The organism is Desulfovibrio biadhensis (assembly GCF_055388615.1).
Genome location: NZ_AP042477.1, coordinates 2,731,364 through 2,754,473 on the forward strand (window position 1 = coordinate 2,731,364; position 23,110 = coordinate 2,754,473).

Genomic DNA, 23,110 nt, shown 5'->3' on the forward strand with positions numbered 1-23,110 from the left:
ATGTCTCCAAATTGTCAGCAGAGATGTCTTGGGGGCTGTCCATAAACCTCGGGAAGTTCCAAGGTGTTGAGGGGGTTGAACATGTCCAGGGCATTGGATTCCTGGTCTTTGTCAGAAGAAGGCGTGGGGGTGTGGGGTGATTCGATGGCGTTCTCCACGTCCTGCCCTGTAATGCCAGATTGACTAGATTGGCTGGGTCCTGCCCCCTGGCTTGGACTGCTGCCGTCTTTCTTGGGAGGCGAAGCCGTATCAGTTTTCCCCTTCTGCTTTCCTGATTTCTTTTTGGATGTTTTGCCTGTCTTCCCAGAAGCGTTGGAAGGCGGGACTTGCGGCGTCAAATCCTGTTGCACCTGGAGTTCGTAAAGCTTTGTTGCGCCTGTAAAGGGGAAGCTGACGCTCACTAGGCCCTGGCCAGGGGAAGGCACAGTCTTGACGAACTCGTCATCAAAATAAAACATGGTTGCCCCCGCTCCGTGCACGAATTTATAGGTATGGGGGGCGTCAGGTTTGCTGATCGGCATGGGATTGGTGGAGAGCCCCCCGAGGTGGAAAACAACCTGGTAGCTGCCATCCAGCTTGCGGCTGAGGGTCAGCTCCACCTTTTCGCGGAGGTAGTTTGCGTAGCTCACTTCCATGATTTCGAGCTTGTCTCCAGTTGTCAGGGGCTCCACACCGCCGGAAAAATTCTTGGGGTCCGGTTTGGCAAGCAGGGGAAAGCCTCCGGTGAGACGGACTGTCATGGTGAAGGCCATTATCTTTTGCTCGGCCAGCACCACGGTCTGCGGCAGTTCCTTATGCACCATCTTCTTGGCCGGCGGTTGCGCCGTGGTCTTGTCCTGCGGCTGCGCAGCAGCCTGGGAAGTCTGCTTCTCTGATGCTTGCTGCGTAGTCTGCGAAGCCCCTGGCTGCGTCGGCTGCGAATCAGTTTGCTGTGTCGGCTGCGAATCAGTTTGCTGTGTCGGCTGCGAATCAGTTTGCTGTGTCGGCTGCGAATCAGTTTGCTGTGTTGGTTGGGAGGCAGCTTGCTGTGTCGGCTGTGAGGCAGCTTGCTGTGCTGGTTGAGAGTCTGTCTGTGGGGCGTCCTGGGGCGCTGTTTGCGCGGTAGACTGCGCGTCATCGGTGGCCGGAGCCTGCGTATCCTGCCCCTTTGCGGTTGCAGCAGTGGCTGCGTCGGACTGCTGCGTTGTGGCGGCGGCCGCTTGGGAGGAAGAGGGCGCCGTTTCTTGGGGCCCCTTTGGGGGTGCCTCTGGAGACGCCTCTGGAGACGCGCCTTTGGATGTTTCTGGGGACGCGTTTTGGGACGTATCCTGGGACGTGTCCTGGGATGTGTTCTGGGATGTGTTCTGGGCCGTTTCCGGCGAAGCCTTGGGGGCGGTCGTCTGGGACGCCGCGTTGGAAGCATCGCTGGAAGACGAAGCGCTTGCAGCGGTGGCATCGCCGGTAGCATTGCCGGAATTGTCGCCACTGGTCGGCGTGGCGTCGTTAGTCGGAGTGCTCTTTTTTGCGCCGTCGTCTGGGGGCGTGGTCGCAGCTGGCTTTGTGGAAGAGGAAGGCGTGGCGACAGTCGTTGGTGGAGCGCTACTGTCCTTTGGAACCAGGTTGGCGATGAGGGCTTCCCCGTCCGTGGCTCCGTTCAACCCCAGAACCCTGGTGCCGGTAATGTCCTGAACCACGGCAATGGCGTCACCGTATATTGGCAGCAGGTCGCCTACATCATAGTCTTTCAGGTCCAGAAAAAAGATGAGTGATCCAGACTCTTTGGCTTTTTTCTTTTGCGCAAGCTCCTTGGCCTCCGCCTGGGCGGTGAGGGCGCTTTTATAAAACGCCGCGGCCATGGGCGTGTATACGGCCTGCACCTGCACACAGGCTGTATTGGAGGCCTGGTCATTCTTGCTGGTGACAACGGTAAATTTGGAAAGCAGTCGCTTCAGATCCTCAAGGGGCGCATCGGCCAGGTCGGGATGTTCCTTGGCAAGGATTTCCCGCAGGGCTCTTTGTTCCGCCAGTGATTTCAACTTCCCCAGGTCTGTGCCCTTTTGACTGGCGCAGGCTGAGTGGGTGGCCATGACGCGGTGCAGTTTTTCGCACCCGTGGTCTATGAGGGTGCCCTGTGTCTGGACACAAAGCTCACCAAGCTCTTTTCCATTGTAGTAGCGTTCGTTGGTGATGCGCAGACAATTTGTGCCCTGGGTGCGCAGGTCTTTGGGCAGCGCATCTCCCTTGGCGAATAATTCCTTTGAGAGATAGGGATCGTCCAGCGTTTTGCAGAGCATTACGTCCTGCGCCCTGCTATGCAGATACTGCTGCATTTCATCCAGGTTTTTGCCCCCGGCATCAACCACGTTCATGCATACCGTGGCTTCCAGGGTTTTGCTCGGGGGTTCGGGCTGCAGACTGTCCTTGTTCGGAAAACCTTGCAGCATGGTGTAGGATACCGGTGGGGCTTTCTCATCCGGTGTTTTTGCTGGAGGGCGGGCGCACGAGAGCATAAACGCCACAAATAACAGCAGTAGCGCAAATCGCAACAGCGTGAACCTTACAGAGTTATGGCAATGGGCAGTGATGGCTGTGCGCACGTTTTCGTGATGCTCCCTGGTTATTTGCAGTAATAGTGTACGAGAATTGGAAAAAAAGCAAAGTGCAATGCAGGGGCGCCGCAATGAAATTTGCCTTGTGCGCTTGCGCAAACAGCCAAAATGCGTGAGAAAGAGTGCGAAAACATAGTCGGCCTGGGACATTTCCCCGTGTCCAGAAAGTGCGCCGGCGCTACGCTCTGGAGGCATTCATGGCTCAGTCGCAGCAATTCGAGGACGTCCCTTTTGTTATTCTGGCTGTAGGACCTTTTGCGCCCGCAGCAGGTGAAGGCGCTTCCCTGCGTCGTATACAGGTGGACCGTACAACTTTGGATGATGCGTTTGCAGCCTTTGCCCCTACGCTACGCATCGAAGTGCCCAAGGCGTACTGCCCGGATGCCTGGGTTACTGTGGCGCCGCGTTCCTTGCGGGATTTGCGGCCTGAAAATCTCGCCACCACCAGCCCTTATCTGTTGGAGCTGCACGAAGCGCGTACCTTGCTGCAGGAAGCCAGGACGTCAGGTCCGCCCCCGCAACAGGTGGCCAGCAGCCTACGCAGCAAATGCCCCAATCTTCCGTTGGACTATGCCGCGCTGGATGCAGACGGTACAGGCGGGGGCGCTGCTGGTGGCGATGACTCCGCCGTGGACGACATTTTGTCCATGGTTGCCTCTTCGAGCAGTTCAGGCTCCGGAAGTTCCGGCGGCAAAGGGATTGCCGGCTTGCTGGCCCAGGTGGAAGGGCTCATGGCTGGCGTGCTGCAGGCCGTGTATGATTCTCCCGAGTTTCGAACCTTTGAATCTGCCTGGCGCGGGGTGGAGCTTGTGCTCAAGCAGGCCGATATCAAGGAAGGCTCTGGCATCCATCTGGAGCTGGCATCATTGAATACGACTGAAAACGGTTGGATTGACACCCTGGAAGGCATGGTGGACGACCTTGCCGGCGAACTGCCCAATCTGGTGGTGGCAGACGCCTGGCTGGACAGCGCACCCCAGCGTATCGAGACTGCGCGCCGGTTGGCGGGATTTGCCGACACATTGCTCACGCCCACGCTGGTAGGTATTGGGGCGCAGTTTTTCCGTCTGCAGGACTGGAGCGAGCTGGGCAAGGTTCCCTACATCAAGAATTTTCTGGAAGATGCGGGATTCGCCAAATGGCGCAACCTGCGCAAGGAAAGCGGCGCCGGCTGGCTGTGTCCCGCGCTAAATGGCGTGTTGGCGCGCCCCCGTATTGGTCAGGACGCGCCCCCGCGTTCCGTGTTCTTTAGCGAGACTGCTCCCTTGTGGCTGAACCCTGCCTGGGGTGTGGCGGCCCTGGTTGCCAAATGCGTTTCGGTCCATGGCTGGCCCAGCCGGCTTACGGACTACCACAGCGTGGCGCTGGAGAACCTGCCCGTAGCCGATGGAAACGATGGCCCCATGGCGACGCAGATGCGCCTGGGAGAAGGACGCATTGCGGAATTTGTCGAGGCCGGTTTCACTCCCGTTATTGGGGCCGTGCACAAGGACATCGCCATAACGCCACGCGCAGTCACGCTCTCCGGTGACAGTCTGGCGCCACAGCTGTTCCTGAACCGCGTGCTGGGCTTTCTGTTCTGGTGCCGGGACAACCTGGCCGGGCAGATAGACGCGCCCGATCCCGCAGAAGTGGCCGACAACCTCAAGTTTGCATTTTCACTCTTCTGGCAGCGCACCGGGCACCAGCCTCCCGCTGATTTGCACATTACTCCGGGAGAACACGACGAGGGCGCCCTGCCTCTGGCAATCGGCTTTACCCCGCCAAAGGACGTGCTGCCAGGCGGTGCAAAAGTGGAATTCACGTTCGGGTGGTAGGCAGGGTACGAACTGAGAATTACATGGGCGAGGGGGAAACCTTTTGAAAAAGGTTTTCCCCCTCGCGCTCCCCTTTCCAAAATTTGAGTATACTGCTTGCTGGATTCCCGCCTCCGCGGGAATGACAGTGTGGCGGTAGGTGCGTGGTGCCTGCGTATCTGTCGATGTCATCGTCAACAATTGCGCTGCGGCAGTGTATGAAGAGAGTGCCCCCTACAACCTGCACTTCTTGTCATCCCCGAGTCCCATCGGGGATCCAGTATTCATCTTAGTCGGTCTAATACTGAGAATCGTGTTGGCAATGGCGGCATGTATTGCACTCCGTCTGCGGTGTTTATTTTTGCTGGATTCCCGCCTTCGCGGGAATGACAGTGTGGCGGTAGGTGCGTGGTGCCTGCGTATCTGTCGATGTCATCGTCAACAATTGCGCTGCGGCAGTGTATGAAGAGAGTGCCCCCTACAACCTGCACTTCTTGTCATCCCCGAGTCCCATCGGGGATCCAGTATTCATCTTAGTCGGTCTAATACTGAGAATCGTGTTGGCAATGGCGTCATGTATTGCACTCCGTCTGCGGTGTTTATTTTTGCTGGATTCCCGCCTTCGCGGGAATGACAGTGTGGCGGTAGGTGCGTGGAGCCTGCGTATCTGTCGATGTCATCGTCAACAATTGCGCTGCGGCAGTGTATGAAGAGAGTGCCCCCTACAACCTGCACTCCTTGTCATCCCCGAGACCCATCGGGGATCCAGTCTTTGTCTTGCTCCGTCTAAAAATGAAGATCGTGTTGGCAATGGCGTCATGTATTGCACTCCGTCTGCTGTTATAATCTGCTGGATTCCCGCCTTCGCGGGAATGACAGTGTGGCGGTAGGTGCGTGGTGCCTGCGTATCTGTCGATGTCATCGTCAACAATTGCGCTGCGGCAGCGTATGAAAAAAGTGGGCCCTACAGCCTGCACTCCTTGTCATCCCCGAGACCCATCGGGGATCCAGTATTCATCTTAGTCGGTCTAATACTGAGAACCGTGTTGGCAATGTCGTCATGTATTGCACTCCGTCTGCTGTTATAATCTGCTGGATTCCCGCCTCCGCGGGAATGACAGTGTGGCGGTAGGTGCGTGGCGCCTGCGTATCTGTCGATGTCATCGTCAACAATTGCGCTGCGGCAGTGTATGAAGAGAGTGCCCCCTACAACCTGCACTTCTTGTCATCCCCGAGTCCCATCGGGGATCCAGTATTCATCTTAGTCGGTCTAATACTGAGAATCGTGTCGGCAATGGTGGCATGTATTGCATTCCGTCTGCTGTTATAATCTGCTGGATTCCCGCCTCCGCGGGAATGACAGTGTAGAAATGCGTAGCTGTTTGGTAAGATGTAGTGTAAACGCTTGACAACACGGGAGTAAATACTGTTTTTTTAGCGCAACAGTAGATTACGCCATGAGAGTAATAAAAAAGCCCCCGAGCAGCATTGCACGGGGGCTTTTTTCATTGCAAAAACGTTTTTGCAGCAGCCGGGCTACATCTCCAGCGCTTTTTTGATGCGTGTAAGCGTGCTTTCCTTACCCAGGACCTCCATGGTTTCGAACAGGCCAGGACTGAAGGTGCGCCCTGTCAGGGCCACACGAATGGGTTGGGCCAGGTGCTTGAAGGTCAGCTCCCGCTCTTCCATAAAAGCGTGGAAGGCAGGTTCAATGGTCTGCTGGTCAAAGGGGTCCAGAGATTCGAGAAGCGTGGCCAATGCGGCCAGGCGTTCCTTGCTTTCTTCGGTCAGGAATTTTTTCACGGCCTTTTCATCATACACCAGTGCATCGTCCGGCTCCACAAAGATGCCGGCCTGTTCCGCCATTTCCTTCATGGTTTTGGAACGCGGCTGGTACAGGGGCACCACGGCCGGCAGGCGTTCGGGCACAGCCACGCGCACGTCCATGGCTTCCAAGTGCTTTTGCAGCAGCTCGGCCAGGCGCTCTACGGGGGTTTCCTTGATGTAGTGGCTGTTCAGCCAGTTCAGCTTTTCCGGGTCAAGTGCGGAAGGCGAGGAGTTGAGCTGCTCCACGTTAAAGAGCTCCAAAAGCTCCTGCATGCTGAAGATTTCCTGGTCTCCATGGGCCCACCCAAGACGCACCAAGTAGTTCACAACGGCTTCGGGCAGGTAGCCGTCGGTCTCGTATTCCACAACACTGCGGGCGCCATGGCGTTTGGAAAGTTTCTTTTTGTCCGGGCCCAGAATCATGGGCACGTGGCCGAATTTGGGCACGGGAAAGCCAAGGGCGTTGTAGAGCGTCACCTGTCTGGGCGTATTGGAGACGTGGTCGTCGCCACGCAGCACATGGGTCACACCCATGTCGTGGTCGTCAGCCACCACGGCCAGGTTGTAGGTGGGGGTGCCGTCGGTGCGGCGCAGGACCATGTCGTCCATTTCGCGGTTGTCCACTGCAATGGTGCCTTTGACCAGGTCTTCGAACACGGTCTTGCCCTGCAGGGGCGTTTTCAGACGCACCACCCGCCCTTCACCTGGACCAAGGTTACGTTCGCGGCAGCGACCGTTGTATTTGGGCTTTTCGCCTTTTGCGCGGGCTTCCTCGCGCATGGCTTCCACTTCTTCGGGGGTGCATTCGCACCAGTAAGCGTGGCCGGTTTCCAGCAGTTTGTCGATGTGCTCGTTGTAAAAGTCGAAGCGCTGACTCTGGTAGATGGGCTCGCCATCCCAATCCAGCCCCAGCCATTCCATGGAGCGAAGAATCGCCTGGGTCATTTCATCGCTGGAGCGGGCCTGGTCCGTGTCTTCGATGCGCAGGAAGAACTGCCCCCCTTGGCTGCGGGCAAGCAACCAGCTGAACAGCGCGGTTCGGGCGCCGCCAATGTGCAAATGTCCTGTAGGGCTGGGGGCGAATCGGGTCACGGGTGCGGTCATGGTCTGGCTCTCTGGTATGGGGTGAATATGTTCAGGGACATGAAAAAGCACCTGCTTTCCAGGCCTTGATCTGCCGGAAAACAGGTGCGGTGGTTCTCGGGGCGCCTCAGACGGATTCGACGGCCTTGATTTCAGGCACGTCGCGCATCAGGATGCGTTCAATACCGTTCTTCAGCGTCATTTGCGACATGGGGCAGCCCTTGCAAGCGCCCTGCAGCCGAACCTTGACGATACCGTTGTCAGTCACTTCGACCAGTTCGACATCGCCACCGTCGGCTTGCAGCGCCGGCCGGACCTTTTCCAGGGATTTTTCAACCTTCTCTCTCATGTCGTTGCTCCTCGGGGGGGTAGATAAAAAGAAAAAGAACGTCATACGGGCATGGCCGCGAGCGGCGCCCGGTTGGTTAAAAACGAAGCTTTTTCGTGGAAGGGGCAGTAACGCCCTTTGCCGCTTCCTGTCAAATCTAAGCTCGGATCAAGGCTGTGGCAAGCCGCTCCTTCAGAGGAAAAGGCATCTGCCGCCTCTGGCAAAGAACGCGCTTAGCGGGTATGTTCCGCAGCGTGCGCAATACAGATAGAACATACAAGCGGCTGCCCGCGTCCAGGAGTCTGGCGTGAGCCGGACGCGTATTCTTTTCCTGGCGCCTTCCATGGCGGGGGGTGGTTCAGAGCGCGTGTTCGCCCACATTTTAAAGCATGTGGACCGGGAGCGCTTTGCCCCTGTTCTGGCGCTGCTGGAAAAGAAAGGTCCGTTTCTGGCTGAAATTCCTGAGGATGTGGACGTCATAGACCTGGACGCCAAACGCGCGCGCTATGCCCTGCCGCGTGTTGTTCGCTGCGTGCGCTCGCTACGACCGGACGTGGTCTTTTCCACCATGGGGTATATGAACCTGAGCGTTATGCTTTGCCGGCCTTTTTTACCGCGGAAGGTACGGCTCATCGCCCGGGAATCCAACAGCCCCACAGCGGAGAGGGCGACCGGCAACTCGCCTCGCTACTACCCCTGGCTGTACAGGCGACTCTATCGTTATTTTGACGCCATCGTTTGCCAGTCGCAGGAAATGTGTGACGACCTGGTGCAAGGGTATGCCGTGCCGGCGGCAAAGACGGTGGTCATCAATAATCCCGTTGACGTGGAGCGTATCGCTGCGCAATGCGATGCTGCGTCGCAGCAGCCTTCTCCCTTGGTGGAGACCGGCCGTGTGCGCCTGGTCACAATGGGGCGTCTGGTGCCGCAAAAGGGTTTTGACTTACTCTTTAAGGCCCTGGCGTTGCTGGTGGCCGACTGGGTGGATGTGCAGCTTACCTTGCTGGGTGAGGGCAGGGATGAAGGGATGCTGCGAAATCTGGCCCAGGAGCTGGGAGTGGCGGATCGCGTCACCTTTGCAGGATTCCAGGGGGCGCCCGTACCGTATATGGCCCACGCGGACATGTATGTTCTCAGCTCGCGTTATGAGGGATTTCCCAACGCAGTACTGGAGGCGCTTGCCTGCGGCACGCCCGTTGCCGCCTTTGCCTGCCCGGGAGGATTGAACGAGATTGTCCGCCCTGGCTTGAATGGTTGTCTGGCCAGGCCAGAGGATCCTGCCGATCTGGCGCGCTGTATCAAGGATGTATGGAGAGCGACCTTTGACAAGGAAGCGATGCGGGCCGATATGGCGGCGCGCTACGCTTTGCCTGTTATGGTGCAGCGCTATGAAGCGCTCTTTGCTGCGGTGGCCGGAGAATAGAGTGGTCTTGCCCCCCGTTGAGGCGATTTATTTTTTCTGCTTTGCCAGTCCTTCCAACAAATGCCCCCACTGAGTGAGCACGGCATCCTTGCCGAAGTGCTCCAGAACAAGGGGCGCGTTGCGAGAAAGTCGGCGGCGTAACGCCTGGTCCGCCAGCATGCGCCGCATCACTTCGGCAAATGCCTGTGGATTGTCTGCCGGAGCCAGCAAGCCGTCTTCTCCATGGGTGATGACGCTCCCCCCACCCCAACTGTGATCAAAGGCCAGGCCGGGAACCCCACAGGCCATGGCCTGGCAGAGTTCCTTTGGAAATATGTCCAGCGCCCCGCTCATGGCAAAAACATCGGCATGGTGCAGCACGGTCCAGGGGTTTTCCTGCGGCGGCAGCAAGAGCACGCGGTCCTTGAGCCCCTGTGTCTGGAGGAATGTCAGCAGAGCTTCCAGGCTACCCTGTTCCGGCCCCTTGCCTATGATGAACATGGCCCATTCGGGATAGTCGCCGGCGCAGTGTGCAAATGCATGGAGCAGGGTGGGGTATTCGTTTTCCTCGATCAGATCACCCATGGCCACGATGCATGGTTTGGAGAGCCATGACTCCGGTGGATGGTCTTCTGGCGGCGGGGGAGCTTCGATGAAGCCGGGAATGTATTGGGTCTTCCATGGAGGTGTGAGCGAGGCCCCCCATTGCTGCGCGGCTTCCGTACGCATGACCACACGCGCAGCCTTGAGATACAGGGTTCTGCGCATCAGTTTGAAGCGTAACGGCAGTTCGCCCTGATTGTTCGCAACCGTTGCTGTGGGGGCCAAGGCGGGGGGCGCCAGCGGGTCGCTCTGCTCCATGACGACTATGGGAATGCCAGAGTCGCGCAGCGTCAGCAGGGTTTGCAGGTTGGCCAGCAGGTCGCAGGCCACCACTATGTCCGGCGTATGGTGCAACAGCGCCTTTTTCCAGGCGCCGAGGCGTCTGCGCCAGCATGTGGCGTCATGCCACAGGCAGCCTGCGGCGCCGTCTTCTCCGGCATCGAAAAGGGGCACGTTCAGGGGCACGCCATAAAATTCCGGCGCATGCCGCAATTCACTGCGGGAGACGATTGCCGGCTCGTGCCCCTTGTCTTGCAGAAAGGTGCACAGCGCAAAAAGCCATGCGTCCGCCACCTTGCCGGACATTCTGGAGAGGGCGAAGACGACACGCATATCTGATCTGCGCGGCCGGCCTAGTTGCTTGTGCCCTGGCTCGATGCGGCATTATCGACCCAGTAGTTTTCCAGGTCCTGGTTGTAAATCTTGTCCATGACGGCTTCCACGTTGGCCTCGCCGCTATCATCGGAAATCGTCTCGTTATAATAGGAGAGCTTCAGTCTGTCGGTCAGGGGGTAGTCCTTGAGCTTGATCTTGAAGCCATCCTTTTTCCAGCTCCAAATCTTGATATCGTTCACCGTGCTTTCCTTTGGTGCGCCGTAAAGCGATGTGAGGTCTGCACTGAGTTTTTTAAAAAGGGTGCGTTGAGGCAGGAGAACGTACGCGGCAAACAGTTTGCCGCCTTTGGCGCCGTAAATGACCTGGGGCATTTGCTCCCCATACAGGCTGAAATCTTCGCCATCGCGCACGTAAAAAAAGGCGTTACCCTTGGCTTTGATCTGCTTGAAGCCATTTTGCTGCGCGATTTGCTGCCCCCATTGCAGATCGTTGAAGCCTTTTGCAGGGTCTGGCAACTCAGCTAAGGCAAGGGCGGAAAAACCAAAGAGAAAGAGCGCAATGGCCATGATGGCCGTGATCCGTTGTTGCATTGGGGCCTCCCGTAGAACGTGGCGCTTTGTTGCCGGCAGCACGCTGGTTTGGATGTATTTACAGACCTTTTACGCGGCAAAGCGAGACAATTTCAGACACTTTGTTTACAGTGCGTCAAAACTTAACGAAAAGGCAAGATACTGCATCTTCCGTTTCACAGCAATACGCTTAGGCCTTGGGAGGAATTCATGCGCAGTGCATTTTTTGCAGCGTTATTGATGTTTATGGCTTGGGCCGTTTGTCCTGGCGTTTCCGAGGCTGCGGCGAAGCAGCCGCATATGCAACCAGCATCAACCCAGGATGCCGGGAGCAGTTTTGAACTGGATGTTCCCCCGCAACTCGAGGTCTGGAAGGGATGGGTGCTCCATGACAACAAGGAGTACTTCTGCCCTGCAGTGGGTAATAATCCCAAGGACAAGGTCTGTATGTTTCCGACCAGCATCGCCATAGAAGTCACGGGTGGCGGCTTTGCCGGTAAGACCGGGGGGGCACGGTTCGAGATGCTGGTGCACGCATACGAAAAAGGAACGGTGTCACTGCCTTATGTGGCGCAGGCTCCCGTTGCCTGGCCGCAGGAAGTTGCCGTGAATGACGCGCCTGGGCTGGTACAGGATGCGAATGGGCGCCCCACGTTGCAACTGGCGCCGGGAGAATGGCGCATTACTGGCGAGTTGTCCTGGTCGGAAGCGCCCGAGGTGCTCCAACTGCCTGAGAATGCAGCCCTGGTGCGCTTGTCGCGCAACGGCAGCAATGTGAGTTTCCCCGACCTCTCTCCAGGGGGGCGGTTGCGTCTGGCAGACAAAGCGGATGAAGGCGATGCAAAGCGGCCCGAGGATGCATATTCGGTACGTATCTTCCGTTTGGTTGAGGATACCCTGCCCATGCGCGTGACGACGCTTCTGCGTGTGGATGTCTCAGGCCGTGCGCGCCGCGTGCATCTTGAAAACGTATTGCCTGAAGGGGGCGTTCCTCTGCAGGTGAACAGCCCCTTGCCGCTCAGTTTTTCCGGAAAGCAGGGCGTATACCTGCAGGTGCGGCCCGGCAGCTTCGATGTTCGTATCACCTCCCGCCTGGAAGGTCCGGTGGAGTCCCTTGGCCCGGTGAACGCGCCGTATGGCATGGAATTCTGGGCTTTTGCCTCTCAGGATGCATTGCGGGTTGTAGAAGTGCAGGGCGTGCCGGGTGTGGACCCCCAGACCACCGACATGCCCAAGGACTGGCAACGCTACCCCGCATATATGGTGGAGCCGGGCGCAACGGTGAGCTTTAAGGAGATGCACCGCGGTGCGCCGGAATCCATGCCTGACAGACTCTCCATAGAGCGCACCATCTGGCTGGATTTTGACGGCACCGGCGCCTCCGTGCGTGATACGATAAATGGCAAAGTGCATAGTGACTGGACGCTGGCCATGCTGCGCCCCGGTGATTTGGGCCGGGCCACCATGCGTGGCAAGGATCAGCCTGTGGTCATGCTGGCTGGAGACGTGGACGACAGGGCCAGGTTGCCAGGTGTGGAATTACGCCATAGCGATGTGGAGCTGACTGCTGAATCCTGTTATGAAGGTGTGTTCGGGAGTCTTGGCGGCACCTTGCCCGTCACAGGGTGGGATCGCGAGTTCGATAATGTGACAGCATTTCTGCATTTGCCCCCTGGCTGGAGACTGCTCACGGCGTCGGGCATGGATTATGTTGATGCGTCCTGGTTCAGTCGCTGGTCCTTGCTGGATATTTTTCTTTGTCTCGTTATTGTTCTGGCCATCGTAAAGCTGCGTTCCCCCGTGCCCGGCCTGGCGGCTCTTGTGCTGCTGGCGCTCAGTTGGCAGGAGCCCGGCGCCCCCCGCCAGGTGTGGCTTTTTCTCCTTGCGGCTTTGGCGCTCTATAAGCTTTTCAGCAACTATGAACGACTCGCAGCTTACGCTGCCGGGCGCCGTATCGCGCTTTGGTGTTACAGCGTCGCGATGGTGGCCATGGTGGTCGTGGCCGTGCCTTTTATCTACACCCAGATTTCCTGGGGACTTTTTCCGCAGTTGGAAGACTCTCATTATGGCTCCGGGGTCCGGTATGATGCCGTCATGCTGCAGGAGCAGGCAATGGCTCCCGAGCCCTCCGCGGATATGGCCGAGGAAATGAACGTGGAATCCTACAGCGTGGGGTCGATGGCGAAACGCAGTGCGCCTGCTCCTGCCCGTATGGCGGGCAATGGCGCAGTGAGTAAACCCAAGGCTCCTGCTTTGATGTATGATCCTGAAGCGTTGGTACAAACAGGGCCAGGCTTGCCGGATTGGACTTGGCGCGGTGTGGAATTGCGCTGGAGTGGTCCGGTGGCAAAAGCCGAAACCATGCACTTTGTACTGCTTTCGCCGGGGTGGAATCTGGCGTTGAGCATTATCAGAGTCTTGTTGCTGCTTTTTGTACTTTTCAAGTTGCTGGATTTGCGTGCTTTTCGAATGACGCCCGTAGGGGGCGCCACTTCCAAAACAGCAGCTGCCGCCGCTGCGGTTCTGTTGTTGCTTTTTGCCGCCCAGCCTGCAATGGCCGTGCGGCCTGCGCAGCAGCAACAGCAACAGCAGCAGGCCCAGGTGTTGCCTTCCCCCGTTATTGGGCAGGAAGGCGAAGGCGGCGGCCTGTTCCCACCGAAATCCATGCTGGACGAGTTGCAACAGCGTTTGCTCGAACCGGCGTCTTGTTTTCCATCCTGTCTGAGCAGCCCGCGCATGCGTTTGCGCCTGGAAGGCGGCGGGCTGTGGCTCATGGTGGAGGTACACAGCGGGGCGCATACGGCAGCGCCGCTGCCGCGCGTGTCCGACCGCTGGACCCCCGAAACAGTTTTGGTGGACGACGCACCCGCCACGGATATTTTTCGGAATGGAGAGGATCTGTACGTTGCGCTGGAGCCTGGAGTGCACAGGGTGGTGCTTGCCGGCCCCACCCCTGAGGGGCTTTCTTTCCAGGTGTCCTTTCCGCTGCAAAGCCGGCAAGGCGCGGTGGAAGCAACAGGGTGGAGCGTGCAAGGATTGGGGCAGGCTGGCGAGCTGGAAGGTTCCTTACGCTTGGCCCGCAACAAGGAAGCAGCCGGATTTGCTGCAAAAGAGGTTGCGCCCGAGCGTGAAACCTACCGCATCCCGCCTTTTATGAAGGTGGAACGCGTAATCACACTTGGTCTTGAATGGGAAGCCAGGACCGTGGTCCGCCGCGTCAGCCCCCCTGGGGAGCCGGTGCACCTTGAAGTGCCCCTGTTGGCGGGGGAATCCGTGCTAAGTGAAGACGTGCGCGTCAAGGACGGCAAGGCGGTTGTGCAACTCTCTCCCGGGCAGGGTGAAATTGTTTGGGAATCCCGCCTGGAAAAAGCGCCCGTGCTGACTTTGACTGCGCCTGAGGATGTGCCCTGGGTCGAGACCTGGCAACTGGTGCCTTCGCACATCTGGCATCTGGACATAAAGGGCATACCCTCTGTGGACAAACTGGCTGCTGACGGGAGTTGGCGTCCTACCTGGCGCCCTTGGCCCGGGGAAAGCGTCAACGTTGATGTCTCGCGTCCGCAGGCAGCGCCGGGCAAGTCCATGACCATCGAAAAGGTGCAGCTCACCCAACGTGTGGGGCAGCGTCTCGATGAAAATGAATTGTTGTTTTCCATACGCTCCAGCAAGGGCGGCCGCCACACCATTGCCTTGCCGGAGGATGCCGAACTTACGGGATTGACTGCATCGGGCAGGGACCTACCGCTGGTTTCCGCCGCACCTGGTGAAGTGGAATTCCCCGTGCAGCCAGGGACGCAGGACGTTGTCGTACGTTGGCGGCAGCCGCGAGACGGCATGGTGGCGGTGAGCCCGCCAGCCGTGAATTTGAAGCATGGGGCGGTGAACGCGAATGTCACCGTGGAAATGCCCCAGGACCGCTGGATTCTCTGGACCAGCGGAGGGCCTTTGCTTGGGCCGGCCGTGCAATACTGGACCTATTTGTTCGCAGCCCTGGTCTTTGCACTGGGATTGGGCGCACTGCCCTGGACCAGGCTGGCCCGTTGGCAGTGGTTCCTGTTGGCTGTGGGGCTTTCACAGCTAGATCCCATACCCGCCATGATCGCCGTGGCCTGGCTGCCGCTTTTGGGCCTGAGGCGCGAACATTATCCCGAAAAGGGGTGGTTTTCGTTTGATGTATTGCAGCTTGTGCTGCTTGGTATGGTGACTGCCGGACTGGTGGCGCTTTACTTTGCGGTGGAGCGTGGCCTGCTGGGCTTGCCCGCCATGCAGGTGGCTGGAAACGGCTCTTATGACGGCATGTTGCAGTGGACAGCGGACCGCGTGAACGAGACACTGCCTGTACCTACGGTGTACAGCGCCCCCTTGTGGTGCTTCCGGGTTGTGATGTTGGCCTGGTCCTTATGGCTTGCCGTGTCGCTGCTTTCCTGGTTGCGCTGGGGGTGGGACTGTTTCAGTACAGGAGGCGTCATGCGCTCGGCCAAAATGCCACAGCACCGTGGCTTGAAAAAACACCGCCAGCCGGTTGACGCTGCAGTGGCATCGCAAGACAATGACTTTCAGCTGGAAGATGCTCCAGGCAAGGACGAGTGAGGCTTGCTGTAAGTAACGTTGAAGACTCTTGAAAAGTATAAAAGCCCGGAAATTGCGATTTCCGGGCTTTTTCAATTTTGCGCGTGGGGACAGTGAGCCGTTACGCCGGCAGCAGCGTGACGGTGTATTTTTTCAGAAAATCTGCAGGGTAGTAAGAGAGTTTGGCTCTGCGCAGGCCAGGGTCGTCCAGGTCCTGTTCACGGTTGACCCAGGTAAAGGGGCCCCCTTTGTCGGCCAGAAACAACTGGTTGATTGCCTGGTAAACGCCTTCGTATTCGGGTTTGCCCTTTTCAAAGTGCACCACCAGGGTCGTGTCGTCCAGGGGTTCGGCCACGGTGTAGGCCACCATTTCTCCGTCAACGTGCAGCGTGCCCCCTATCAGCGTGTCCATGGCGTCCCAGTTCTGCATGACTCTGGCAATGGCGTGGTTTTCCATGATCAGGGCATCGGAGTCCTTGCATTCGCGCCACTCGCACCATTCCTGTTGCATTTGCAGCGCATCCTCGATGCAGTCGGCGTTTATTTCCTTGTACACCCAGTTGTAGCGCTGCATGAATTCTTCCAGGTGGTGCCGCTTACGGCTCAAGCGTTTTCCTTCCAGGGCCACGAGTTCGGGGACGGAATAAATGTAGTCCCAATGGCCGCGGGCGGAATGGACCTGCACCAGTTTGCCCAGGTGTTTTTTCATTATTTCCAACAGGGTCTCGGGTACGCGGATCATTTCCATGCCCTGCTCCGTGAGGGGGCACTCGCCCCATGCCACGGCGTCCCAGTTGCCTACGGGCGCCCAATACACCAGGCTGGGGCTTTTCTGTCTGATCCAAACGCAGTGTTCCCCAAAGGCTATTTCAAGGTCGTACTCCTGGGCCCAGCCCAAAAGATTGACGAAGCTGTAGTCGGAGGCCCGTTGGGGTGTTTTTGCCAGGTATTCAAGATAGCGGGCCTGGTCTTCCAATCGGATGGGAGAAAAGGTCAGATGCATCAGATGAAGACTCCTCGTAATTACTACGCTGGCTTGGCAGCCGCAGTGGGGGACATGGTTTTACGCATGCCGAAGCGGCTCCAGTCTTTGAATTGGAAAAAATACAACATTATCATGGCCTGTGTCATCTGGGAGATGAGCATGGCCAACCAGATACCTGAGGGCGTTTGCCAAAGCACATGCCCCAGCAACCAGGCAAGGGGCAACCGCACCAGCCAGGTGCTGCAGCCGAAAATCACCAGGTTGTAAATGGTTGCGCCTGCGCCGATCATCACACCACCCATGATCATGGTGCACACGGTGAAGGGAATGGCCAGGATATTGTAGAAAAGATAGTCCTTAATCTGCAATTGCACGCCCTGGTCCGTGTTCAGCAGCGCAGCGACATCCCCCACGTATTGCCACAAAATAAGCGCCAACAGTGAGATGGTTGCAACGCCCAACCCAAGGATTTTCCAGCCCGCGCGTTTGGCCTCCGCTTTTTGTCCGGCGCCGATGAAGTGCCCCACCAATATGGAGGCGGTCATATTGAAGGCAAAGCCGGGCATGAAGAGGATGGCTTCCACGCGCAAGCCCGCCGTCATGCCGGCCAGTGCGCCCACGCTTTCCACCGGCAATGCGGCAACGATGGCGAAGAGCACCAGATACCCTGTCTGCCAGACCACCTGCATGGCGCCTGCCGGCCAGGCGACCTTGAAGAGGTATGTCCAGGCGCGGCGGGCCCAGCGGAAACGGGGCAGCATGTGTAGCCCAAGCAGCCCCCTGCGCTTGAGTATCCACAGGTTGAGCAGGGTGCCGGCATTGACAGAAAAGAAGGTGGCCCAGGCCACGCCCTTGAATCCCAGATCGGGCAACCCCCATAAACCGAGCCCGAGGCCGAAATCCAGAAACGCGTTGACCGAGGTGACGAGCACCGCGGAAAAGAGGGGCAGTTGCACCCACTTGTAGGCGCGAAAAATGGCGTTGCTGACAACCAGCAGATAATAGCCCGGCAGCACCAGCAGGTAGACGGAGAGGAAATATTCCGTAACGGGCTCTATGGGCGGGGGAACATGCAGCAGGGCGATGAAGGGTTTGTGTAGCACAAAGCCCAGCAGCATGATGGAAGCGCCTCCGATGAGCCCCAGGAGAATCGCCAGACCGACATAACGTGTCGCGCGGCGGGTGCGGCACGCGCCTAGAGATTGGCTGATGGCCGCAACGCCGCCATTGGCGACGGCCATGCCGATAATCAGCATGAACATCAGGCATTGGGTAATCATGCCCAGGGACGCCTGGACTTCTTTGCCGATGCGCCCTGCAACCAGTACGTCGATGAAACCGATGAAAAAATGCACCAGCATCATCAGAAGCTGGGGCCAGGTCAGTCGCCAGATTTCACGGGCGGAGCCGGCGTCTACTGCTGACTTTGCCTGACAGTGCTCGGGCTTTTTGCTGAGAATAGGAAGGCGTAGGAAACTGGACATGGTGTAATTGTCTTGGTTGGCCATGAAAGGAAGCCGCCCTGTATGCACCATATCCTATGCATTGGTCAATGGCAGGACGTACTCATCCAAGGGCGGAAACGAAGAACATAACGCTTCCGCCCCAGAAGGCAAGGGGGAGAAGGGAACTCGCGAGTAATTTATTCGGCCTTGAACCGGTCCACCAATTTTTGCAGTTCACTGGCGAGGTCGCTCAAGGTATCAGCCAGGCTGTCCACCTGGGCTGCGCCGTCTTTGCTCTGCTTGGCCTGTTTGCTGACCATGAGGATGTTGGCAGCCACATCGTTGGCCCCTTTTGCGACTTCGCCGGCGTTTTGGGACATATCGTTTGCGCCCTTGGAAAGCTCGGAGATGGATACGGAGATTTCCTCTGTCCCTCTGCTTGCATCGGAAACGTAATCGGCGATGTCATTGGCGGCCTGGGTCTGCTTTTCAACAGCAGAGGTGATCACCTCCGAGGAGGCGTTGATGGTGCCGATGATGCCCGCAACCTGGTTGATGATCTTTATGGCTTCCTCTGTCGTCAGCTGTACGCCTTCGATTTTGCTGGCGATATCTTCGGCCGCTTTGGCGCTTTGATGGGCAAGTTCCTTGATTTCATGGGCCACCACGGCAAAGCCCTTTCCGGCTTCGCCCGCGCTGGCCGCCTCGATGGTGGCATTGAGGGCCAGCAGGTTGGTTTGCTCTGCAATGCGTTTGATGACTTCTGTCACTTTGCCTATCTGATGCGCCGCCTCACCCAGTTCGCTCATGCTGTTCGTTGCGGTGGACGCCATTTCCGCGGCCTGGGCCGCTACCTTGGCGCCGTCTGCCGCGTTTTCGCCAATGCTCTTGATGTCTTGGCGCATACTTTCCATGGATTCCGAAACATTGACCATGCGCACGGCCATCTGGTTGGCGGTGCTGGAAACCGAGCTGACGTTGACGCTCATCTCCTCCGCGGCACTGGCCATGGTGGTAATGTTCATGGAAATCTGTTCTGTGGCGCTGGCGACGTTGTCCGCCTGGCGGCTCATGTTCGAGGCGCCATCGCGCAGGGTGGTTGAGACGCCGGCAATCTGATCGGCATAGCTTGCAAGGGATGTGGAATTGCCCTGCACCTTGTTGATCAGGGTTCCCAGGATGTGGATTGTATCATTGAGGGCTTTTTCAAGATCCTGAAAGCAGATTTGCGCTTCCTCTGTATCGCTGTCGCCCCTTGTTGCGGCGTATCTCGCGTGCAGGTCGCCATGGGAGATGGCGCGTAGCACGTCGGTAATGGTGTTGATTTCATCGCGTTGGTAGGCTTCCACTTTTTGGGAGTGAGTGTGCGCGTTTTCCGCTTCCAAAATGGCCTGGCGGGCGCGTTCTGTCTCTCGCTTCAGTTCTTCAGTCTTGGCTTCTGCCTTCAGCTTTTCCCGAAGATGCCCAACCATTGATTGCACGTCGGTGGAAAGATTGGCCAGTTCGCCGGTGAAGTTTCCTTCCATGGCGGTGTCCAGCTTGCCCTGCACAATTTTACGCGTGTAGCCCTGGATTTGCCGCACGGGGCGAATGACGCTGCGCCCTATGAGGTAGACCAGGAGCAACGCCACGGCCACGGCCACTCCCGTGATGGAGAGCGCCGTTGTTTTGTCTGCTTTGAAGGTTTTGATGCGCATGTCGAGCAGGGTGTCCAGCTCCTGAACGCAAACCTCCCACAATCTGTAGCTGGCCTTGCGGGCATTGAGCAGGGCTTCAAGGAACTGCTCTTGCGAAACGCTCCCGTTGGGGGCCTTGCCTGCCATGTTCATGATTTGAATCAATGTACGCATGGCAGATGCGTATTGATTGAGCGCAGGGCGCACGTTACGGCTCAAGGTGGGGCTGTTGCCGTAAAAATTGTCATCTTCAGTCATGGACGTTTCAGCGCTGTCTATCACGCGCGCCAGGTCAGACTCTTCGAGCATGGAGGCAAATACCACGAATTGCAGCCGTTCCTGGGTTGTGAAAAGTGATTTGGAAAAGGCAGGCGCGCCGAAATGCATGATTTCGTCAAGCCGTTGCTGGTTTTGGGGCAGGGCCAGCAGCGTAATGTCCATCAGGTAATAGCTGTCCAGGTTCGGGTCCAGGATCAGGTTGGAGGTGTCTCCGGCGTGGGCGATCATTTCCCGAAGATTGCGCAACAGAGCAAAGACTCCGTTCCAGTCGGGTGAGGATTTGTAGTTTTTCCAATCACTGTCCAGGGAATTGGGGCGCAAGTGCCCCCTGTTGCGTTTGCCAAGCCCTTCATCAGTAAATTGCAGATCCTCGCCGATGCTGCTGTTCAGTATGATCAAGTTGCTGAACGCCTTATCAATGCGAGTGGCGTGGTCGGCGGCGGCTTGTTGGTTGTTTTGATCCTTCGCCAGTTGGAACAAGGCGAGGTTTTCCATGATTTGTTCAAGGGGGCGCTGATAGCGGTTTCCGTAAATCTCCAGCGTAGAGAAACGAATATCGTAATTGAGCCCCGCTATGAGAAAATACAACAGCACGGCAATCGGCAATGCGAAAACCATGCTGCTGATGACGAGCTTATTGGAGATGCGCAAACTGGAAAAACCAGTCATGAAATGCTCCCTTTTTTGCGTTGCATCAGGTGGTGAAAGAACCGATCACGCTGCGCAGCCTGTCGGCCACCGATGAGAGCTTGTCGGCCAGGGAATTCACCTTCCGCGCTCCCTGGCTGCCCACGGCGGCCGAGTGGCTTACACCGTGGATGTTGGCGGCCATGTCATTGGCGCCCTTGGATATATCCCCGGCATTGCGTGACATGTCGTTCGCTCCCTTTGCCAGATCGGCAATGGAAAGCGCTATGTCTTCAGCACCTTTGCTTGTTTCGTCGATGTTATGCGAAATTTCGTTGGCAGCGCTGTTCTGCTGCTGCACGTCGCTGGAAATGTTCGTCACCTGGTTGTTGAGGTCGTCGATAACGTCCTTGATGTCCACCATCACGGATACGGCCGCCTTGGCGTTCCCCTGCACGCCGGCAATTTTGCTGGCAATGTCTTCGGCCGCCTTGGCACTCTGGTTCGCCAGTTCCTTGATTTCGTGGGCGACAACGGCAAAGCCTTTGCCGGATTCTCCCGCGCTTGCCGCCTCGATTGTGGCGTTGAGCGCCAGCAGGTTTGTCTGCTCCGCAATACGTTTGATGACCTCTGTAACCTTGCCGATTTCGTGCGCGGCGCCGCCCAGTTGATCCATGGTCTCGGTAGCGCTGCGCGCCATGGAAGAAGCCCGGGAGGCCACGTCGGAGCCTTGCTGGGCAAAGGATGCTATGTGCGAGATAGAGTCGCGCAACTGCTCAACGGAGTGCGCAACATTGGACATGGACACCGACATCTCCTCGGCAGTGGAGGATACGTTTGTGATGTTCACGCTGATTTCTTCGGTGGCGGCGGCCATGGTGCTAATGTTTGTGGATATTTCCTCAGAGGCGCCGGCCACGGTTTCAGCTCGCGAGGAAAGGTCGTCAGAGCTGCCGCTCAGGTCGGTGGATACGGTGGCGAGTTCCTTGCCGGCGTTTACCAGCAGATCGGCCTGCTCCAGCATGGAAGCCACCATGGTGCGCAGGGACGCAATGGTCGCCGCCATGGCTTGCTCAATTTCAAGAAAGCTGCCCCTGGCCTGCTCCGTATCTTCGTTGGCGTGCCCTGCTGCATAGGTGACGGTGAGATCGCCCTTGGCCAGGCCTTGCAATGCCAGGGAGAGGCGCTCCACTTCCTGCTTTTGGTATTCTGAGAGACTTTTTGCCGTGTGGCGGGCTTTTTCCGCTTCGGCCACGGCTCTGCGGGCGCGTTCGGCTTCCTGAGCTGCACGGGAGGCGTTGTGGCGCGCCTCGTCCATCTTGTTTTCCAGATCGTTGACCATTTGCCTGAGGTTTTTGCCCAGGCAGCTGATTTCGTCGGACCCTTCCAGAGCGAAATCCTGATGCAACTCACCCCTGCGAACGGCCTCGCTGGCTTCGGCCAGGGAGGTAATGCGCTTGATAACGGAAACACGCATCAGAACCATCATCAGGAGAAGCAGAAGAACAAGGCCAGCCAGACTGATGCCGGCGTAGGAATACTGTGCTTTATGGAGGGCGGCCTTTTCAAGGGAAAGGTCCTGCATAAAGACCATGGATCCCAGAATGGAATGCTGCGAGCCATGGCAATGGTGGCAGGATTGTTCATTCTGGATGGAAAGCACCTGCGTGTAGTAGGGAATTCCATCTATGGTAGTTTCCACTCCCTTTTTGATGGGCGCCAGCAGACTCTGCTGGACGATATCCCTTATTTCTTCATGTCCGGTAAGGGCTTGCAGCAGGTCCTCACGCTCCATGGCTGAATCTGTGGAATAGGTCACATTGCCCTGCGGATTTGTCAGGTGGACCTTTATCATGTCAAAATTATTTGCAATCTTCTGAAATTGCGCAACAGTGCCAGCATTGTCTCCCATGACCATGGGTTCGTTGATGGCCATTTGCATCAACTCCATGGTGCGCTCAGAGAAATTTTGCATCTGGTGGTTGGTAATGTCTTCCTGCTGAGAAGTACTGGCCAGAAACAGGCCAATAAAAACTATCAGAGAAAGTGCTGTAAGCAGCAAAGCCACCTTGAGGCTCAGGGATTTGGTGATGCGGCACTCCATTGGGCTGTGTCCTCTGGGGTAGTTGTCGTCGATGGCCGGTCCATTTTGTTACGGGCCGAACCATTTTGCGCAGGATTGCGCGGCGCCTCTTCCAATGTACGCAGGCTCAGGTCAGAACCTTTTCCACAACCTTCAGCAACTTGTGTGCATTGATCAGCAGCATGAGCGAACCGTCTAGCCGGCAAACGCCGGATATGAGATCCACGGCCTCGCTGCGGTCTTCGCCTTCAAGTTCCTCATTTACCAGTTGCCCTGGTTCGATGAGGCTTTCGTCGGTTTCAACCACGTCACCTATGGCGTCTACAAGCACGCCAAAGGAATCCCCCACTGTGGGCTTGAAAAGCACCAACCGGTTTTTTTCGTCCAAAGGTTCGTCTTTCAGCCCGAGTATGCGGCGCAGGTTGAGGATCAAATGTATGCGGCCACGGATGTTCACGTAGCCCGCCACTTCCTGGGGAGCATGAAATATGGGCGTAAAGGCGGCTTCCTGGTTGACCTCCTTCACATCCAGAATATCGACGCCGTACAGCCTTCCGGAAATGGTGAAGGTGCAAAACTGCTTGATGACGCCGCTCAACTTGTCGCGTTTTATCTTTTCCCGCTCCATGACAAAA

At 57.4% G+C, this 23,110-nt stretch carries 13 protein-coding genes; 3 read left to right on the forward strand and 10 right to left on the reverse strand.

Translation table 11 applies throughout. The features are described from left to right. Window positions 1-14: 14 nt before the first annotated feature. Window positions 15-2,489, reverse strand: a complete 2,475-nt coding sequence (locus tag ACZ5EH_RS11900) for a hypothetical protein (RefSeq protein WP_464274098.1) — start codon at window positions 2,487-2,489, stop codon at window positions 15-17. Between the two features lie 296 nt (window positions 2,490-2,785). Between ACZ5EH_RS11900 and ACZ5EH_RS11905 the strand changes: the two genes are divergently transcribed. Then, window positions 2,786-4,405, forward strand: a complete 1,620-nt coding sequence (locus tag ACZ5EH_RS11905; RefSeq protein ID WP_464274099.1) for a type VI secretion system contractile sheath domain-containing protein — start codon at window positions 2,786-2,788, stop codon at window positions 4,403-4,405. A 1,515-nt stretch (window positions 4,406-5,920) separates the two neighbouring features. On the opposite strand, the gene gltX is transcribed toward ACZ5EH_RS11905, so the two are convergent. Both gltX and ACZ5EH_RS11915 read right to left on the reverse strand, forming a co-directional pair. After that, the gene (gltX, locus tag ACZ5EH_RS11910; RefSeq protein WP_464274100.1) at window positions 5,921-7,315 is read right to left on the reverse strand and encodes a glutamate--tRNA ligase; all 1,395 of its coding nucleotides are present in this window, start codon (window positions 7,313-7,315) and stop codon (window positions 5,921-5,923) included. A 106-nt stretch (window positions 7,316-7,421) separates the two neighbouring features. Next, window positions 7,422-7,643: a NifU family protein gene (locus ACZ5EH_RS11915; RefSeq protein ID WP_464274101.1), complete on the reverse strand. Its 222-nt coding sequence runs from the start codon at window positions 7,641-7,643 to the stop codon at window positions 7,422-7,424. 286 nt (window positions 7,644-7,929) lie between these two features. On the opposite strand from ACZ5EH_RS11915, the gene ACZ5EH_RS11920 reads away from it, so the two are divergent. Next, on the forward strand, window positions 7,930-9,045 hold the full coding sequence (locus ACZ5EH_RS11920) for a glycosyltransferase (RefSeq protein WP_464274102.1): 1,116 nt from the start codon (window positions 7,930-7,932) through the stop codon (window positions 9,043-9,045). A 27-nt stretch (window positions 9,046-9,072) separates the two neighbouring features. Here the strand turns inward: ACZ5EH_RS11920 and ACZ5EH_RS11925 are convergent, their stop codons facing one another. After that, complete coding sequence (locus ACZ5EH_RS11925) at window positions 9,073-10,239, reverse strand: glycosyltransferase (RefSeq protein ID WP_464274103.1); 1,167 nt, start codon at window positions 10,237-10,239, stop codon at window positions 9,073-9,075. A 20-nt stretch (window positions 10,240-10,259) separates the two neighbouring features. Beyond that, window positions 10,260-10,832 (reverse strand): hypothetical protein, encoded by a 573-nt coding sequence (locus tag ACZ5EH_RS11930; RefSeq protein WP_464274104.1) that lies wholly within the window; start codon window positions 10,830-10,832, stop codon window positions 10,260-10,262. A 279-nt stretch (window positions 10,833-11,111) separates the two neighbouring features. On the opposite strand from ACZ5EH_RS11930, the gene ACZ5EH_RS11935 reads away from it, so the two are divergent. After that, the gene (locus ACZ5EH_RS11935; protein ID WP_464274105.1) at window positions 11,112-15,401 is read left to right on the forward strand and encodes a hypothetical protein; all 4,290 of its coding nucleotides are present in this window, start codon (window positions 11,112-11,114) and stop codon (window positions 15,399-15,401) included. A gap of 100 nt (window positions 15,402-15,501) precedes the next feature. Here the strand turns inward: ACZ5EH_RS11935 and ACZ5EH_RS11940 are convergent, their stop codons facing one another. The 5 genes from ACZ5EH_RS11940 to ACZ5EH_RS11960 all read right to left on the reverse strand — a co-directional run bounded on the left by ACZ5EH_RS11940 (window position 15,502) and on the right by ACZ5EH_RS11960 (window position 23,103). After that, window positions 15,502-16,383 (reverse strand): DUF2156 domain-containing protein, encoded by an 882-nt coding sequence (locus ACZ5EH_RS11940; RefSeq protein ID WP_464274106.1) that lies wholly within the window; start codon window positions 16,381-16,383, stop codon window positions 15,502-15,504. Between the two features lie 23 nt (window positions 16,384-16,406). Continuing rightward, the gene (locus ACZ5EH_RS11945) at window positions 16,407-17,873 is read right to left on the reverse strand and encodes an MATE family efflux transporter (protein ID WP_464274107.1); all 1,467 of its coding nucleotides are present in this window, start codon (window positions 17,871-17,873) and stop codon (window positions 16,407-16,409) included. Between the two features lie 134 nt (window positions 17,874-18,007). Then, on the reverse strand, window positions 18,008-20,434 hold the full coding sequence (locus ACZ5EH_RS11950) for a methyl-accepting chemotaxis protein (protein ID WP_464274108.1): 2,427 nt from the start codon (window positions 20,432-20,434) through the stop codon (window positions 18,008-18,010). Between the two features lie 25 nt (window positions 20,435-20,459). Continuing rightward, entirely contained in the window at window positions 20,460-22,496 is a 2,037-nt protein-coding gene (locus ACZ5EH_RS11955) for a methyl-accepting chemotaxis protein (protein WP_464274109.1), read from the reverse strand. A 106-nt stretch (window positions 22,497-22,602) separates the two neighbouring features. Further along, window positions 22,603-23,103, reverse strand: a complete 501-nt coding sequence (locus ACZ5EH_RS11960) for a chemotaxis protein CheW (RefSeq protein ID WP_464274110.1) — start codon at window positions 23,101-23,103, stop codon at window positions 22,603-22,605. Between the last annotated feature and the right edge of the window lie 7 nt (window positions 23,104-23,110).

Bases quoted from the DNA above. Each gene is read 5' to 3' on its own strand.
- ACZ5EH_RS11900 (WP_464274098.1), bottom strand. From the start codon at position 2,489: ATGCTCTCGTGCGCCCGCCCTCCAGCAAAAACACCGGATGAGAAAGCC.
- ACZ5EH_RS11905 (WP_464274099.1), top strand. From the start codon at position 2,786: ATGGCTCAGTCGCAGCAATTCGAGGACGTCCCTTTTGTTATTCTGGCT.
- gltX (WP_464274100.1), bottom strand. From the start codon at position 7,315: ATGACCGCACCCGTGACCCGATTCGCCCCCAGCCCTACAGGACATTTG.
- ACZ5EH_RS11915 (WP_464274101.1), bottom strand. From the start codon at position 7,643: ATGAGAGAGAAGGTTGAAAAATCCCTGGAAAAGGTCCGGCCGGCGCTG.
- ACZ5EH_RS11925 (WP_464274103.1), bottom strand. From the start codon at position 10,239: ATGCGTGTCGTCTTCGCCCTCTCCAGAATGTCCGGCAAGGTGGCGGAC.
- ACZ5EH_RS11930 (WP_464274104.1), bottom strand. From the start codon at position 10,832: ATGCAACAACGGATCACGGCCATCATGGCCATTGCGCTCTTTCTCTTT.
- ACZ5EH_RS11935 (WP_464274105.1), top strand. From the start codon at position 11,112: ATGCAACCAGCATCAACCCAGGATGCCGGGAGCAGTTTTGAACTGGAT.
- ACZ5EH_RS11940 (WP_464274106.1), bottom strand. From the start codon at position 16,383: ATGCATCTGACCTTTTCTCCCATCCGATTGGAAGACCAGGCCCGCTAT.
- ACZ5EH_RS11945 (WP_464274107.1), bottom strand. From the start codon at position 17,873: ATGGCCAACCAAGACAATTACACCATGTCCAGTTTCCTACGCCTTCCT.
- ACZ5EH_RS11950 (WP_464274108.1), bottom strand. From the start codon at position 20,434: ATGACTGGTTTTTCCAGTTTGCGCATCTCCAATAAGCTCGTCATCAGC.
- ACZ5EH_RS11955 (WP_464274109.1), bottom strand. From the start codon at position 22,496: ATGGAGTGCCGCATCACCAAATCCCTGAGCCTCAAGGTGGCTTTGCTG.
- ACZ5EH_RS11960 (WP_464274110.1), bottom strand. From the start codon at position 23,103: ATGGAGCGGGAAAAGATAAAACGCGACAAGTTGAGCGGCGTCATCAAG.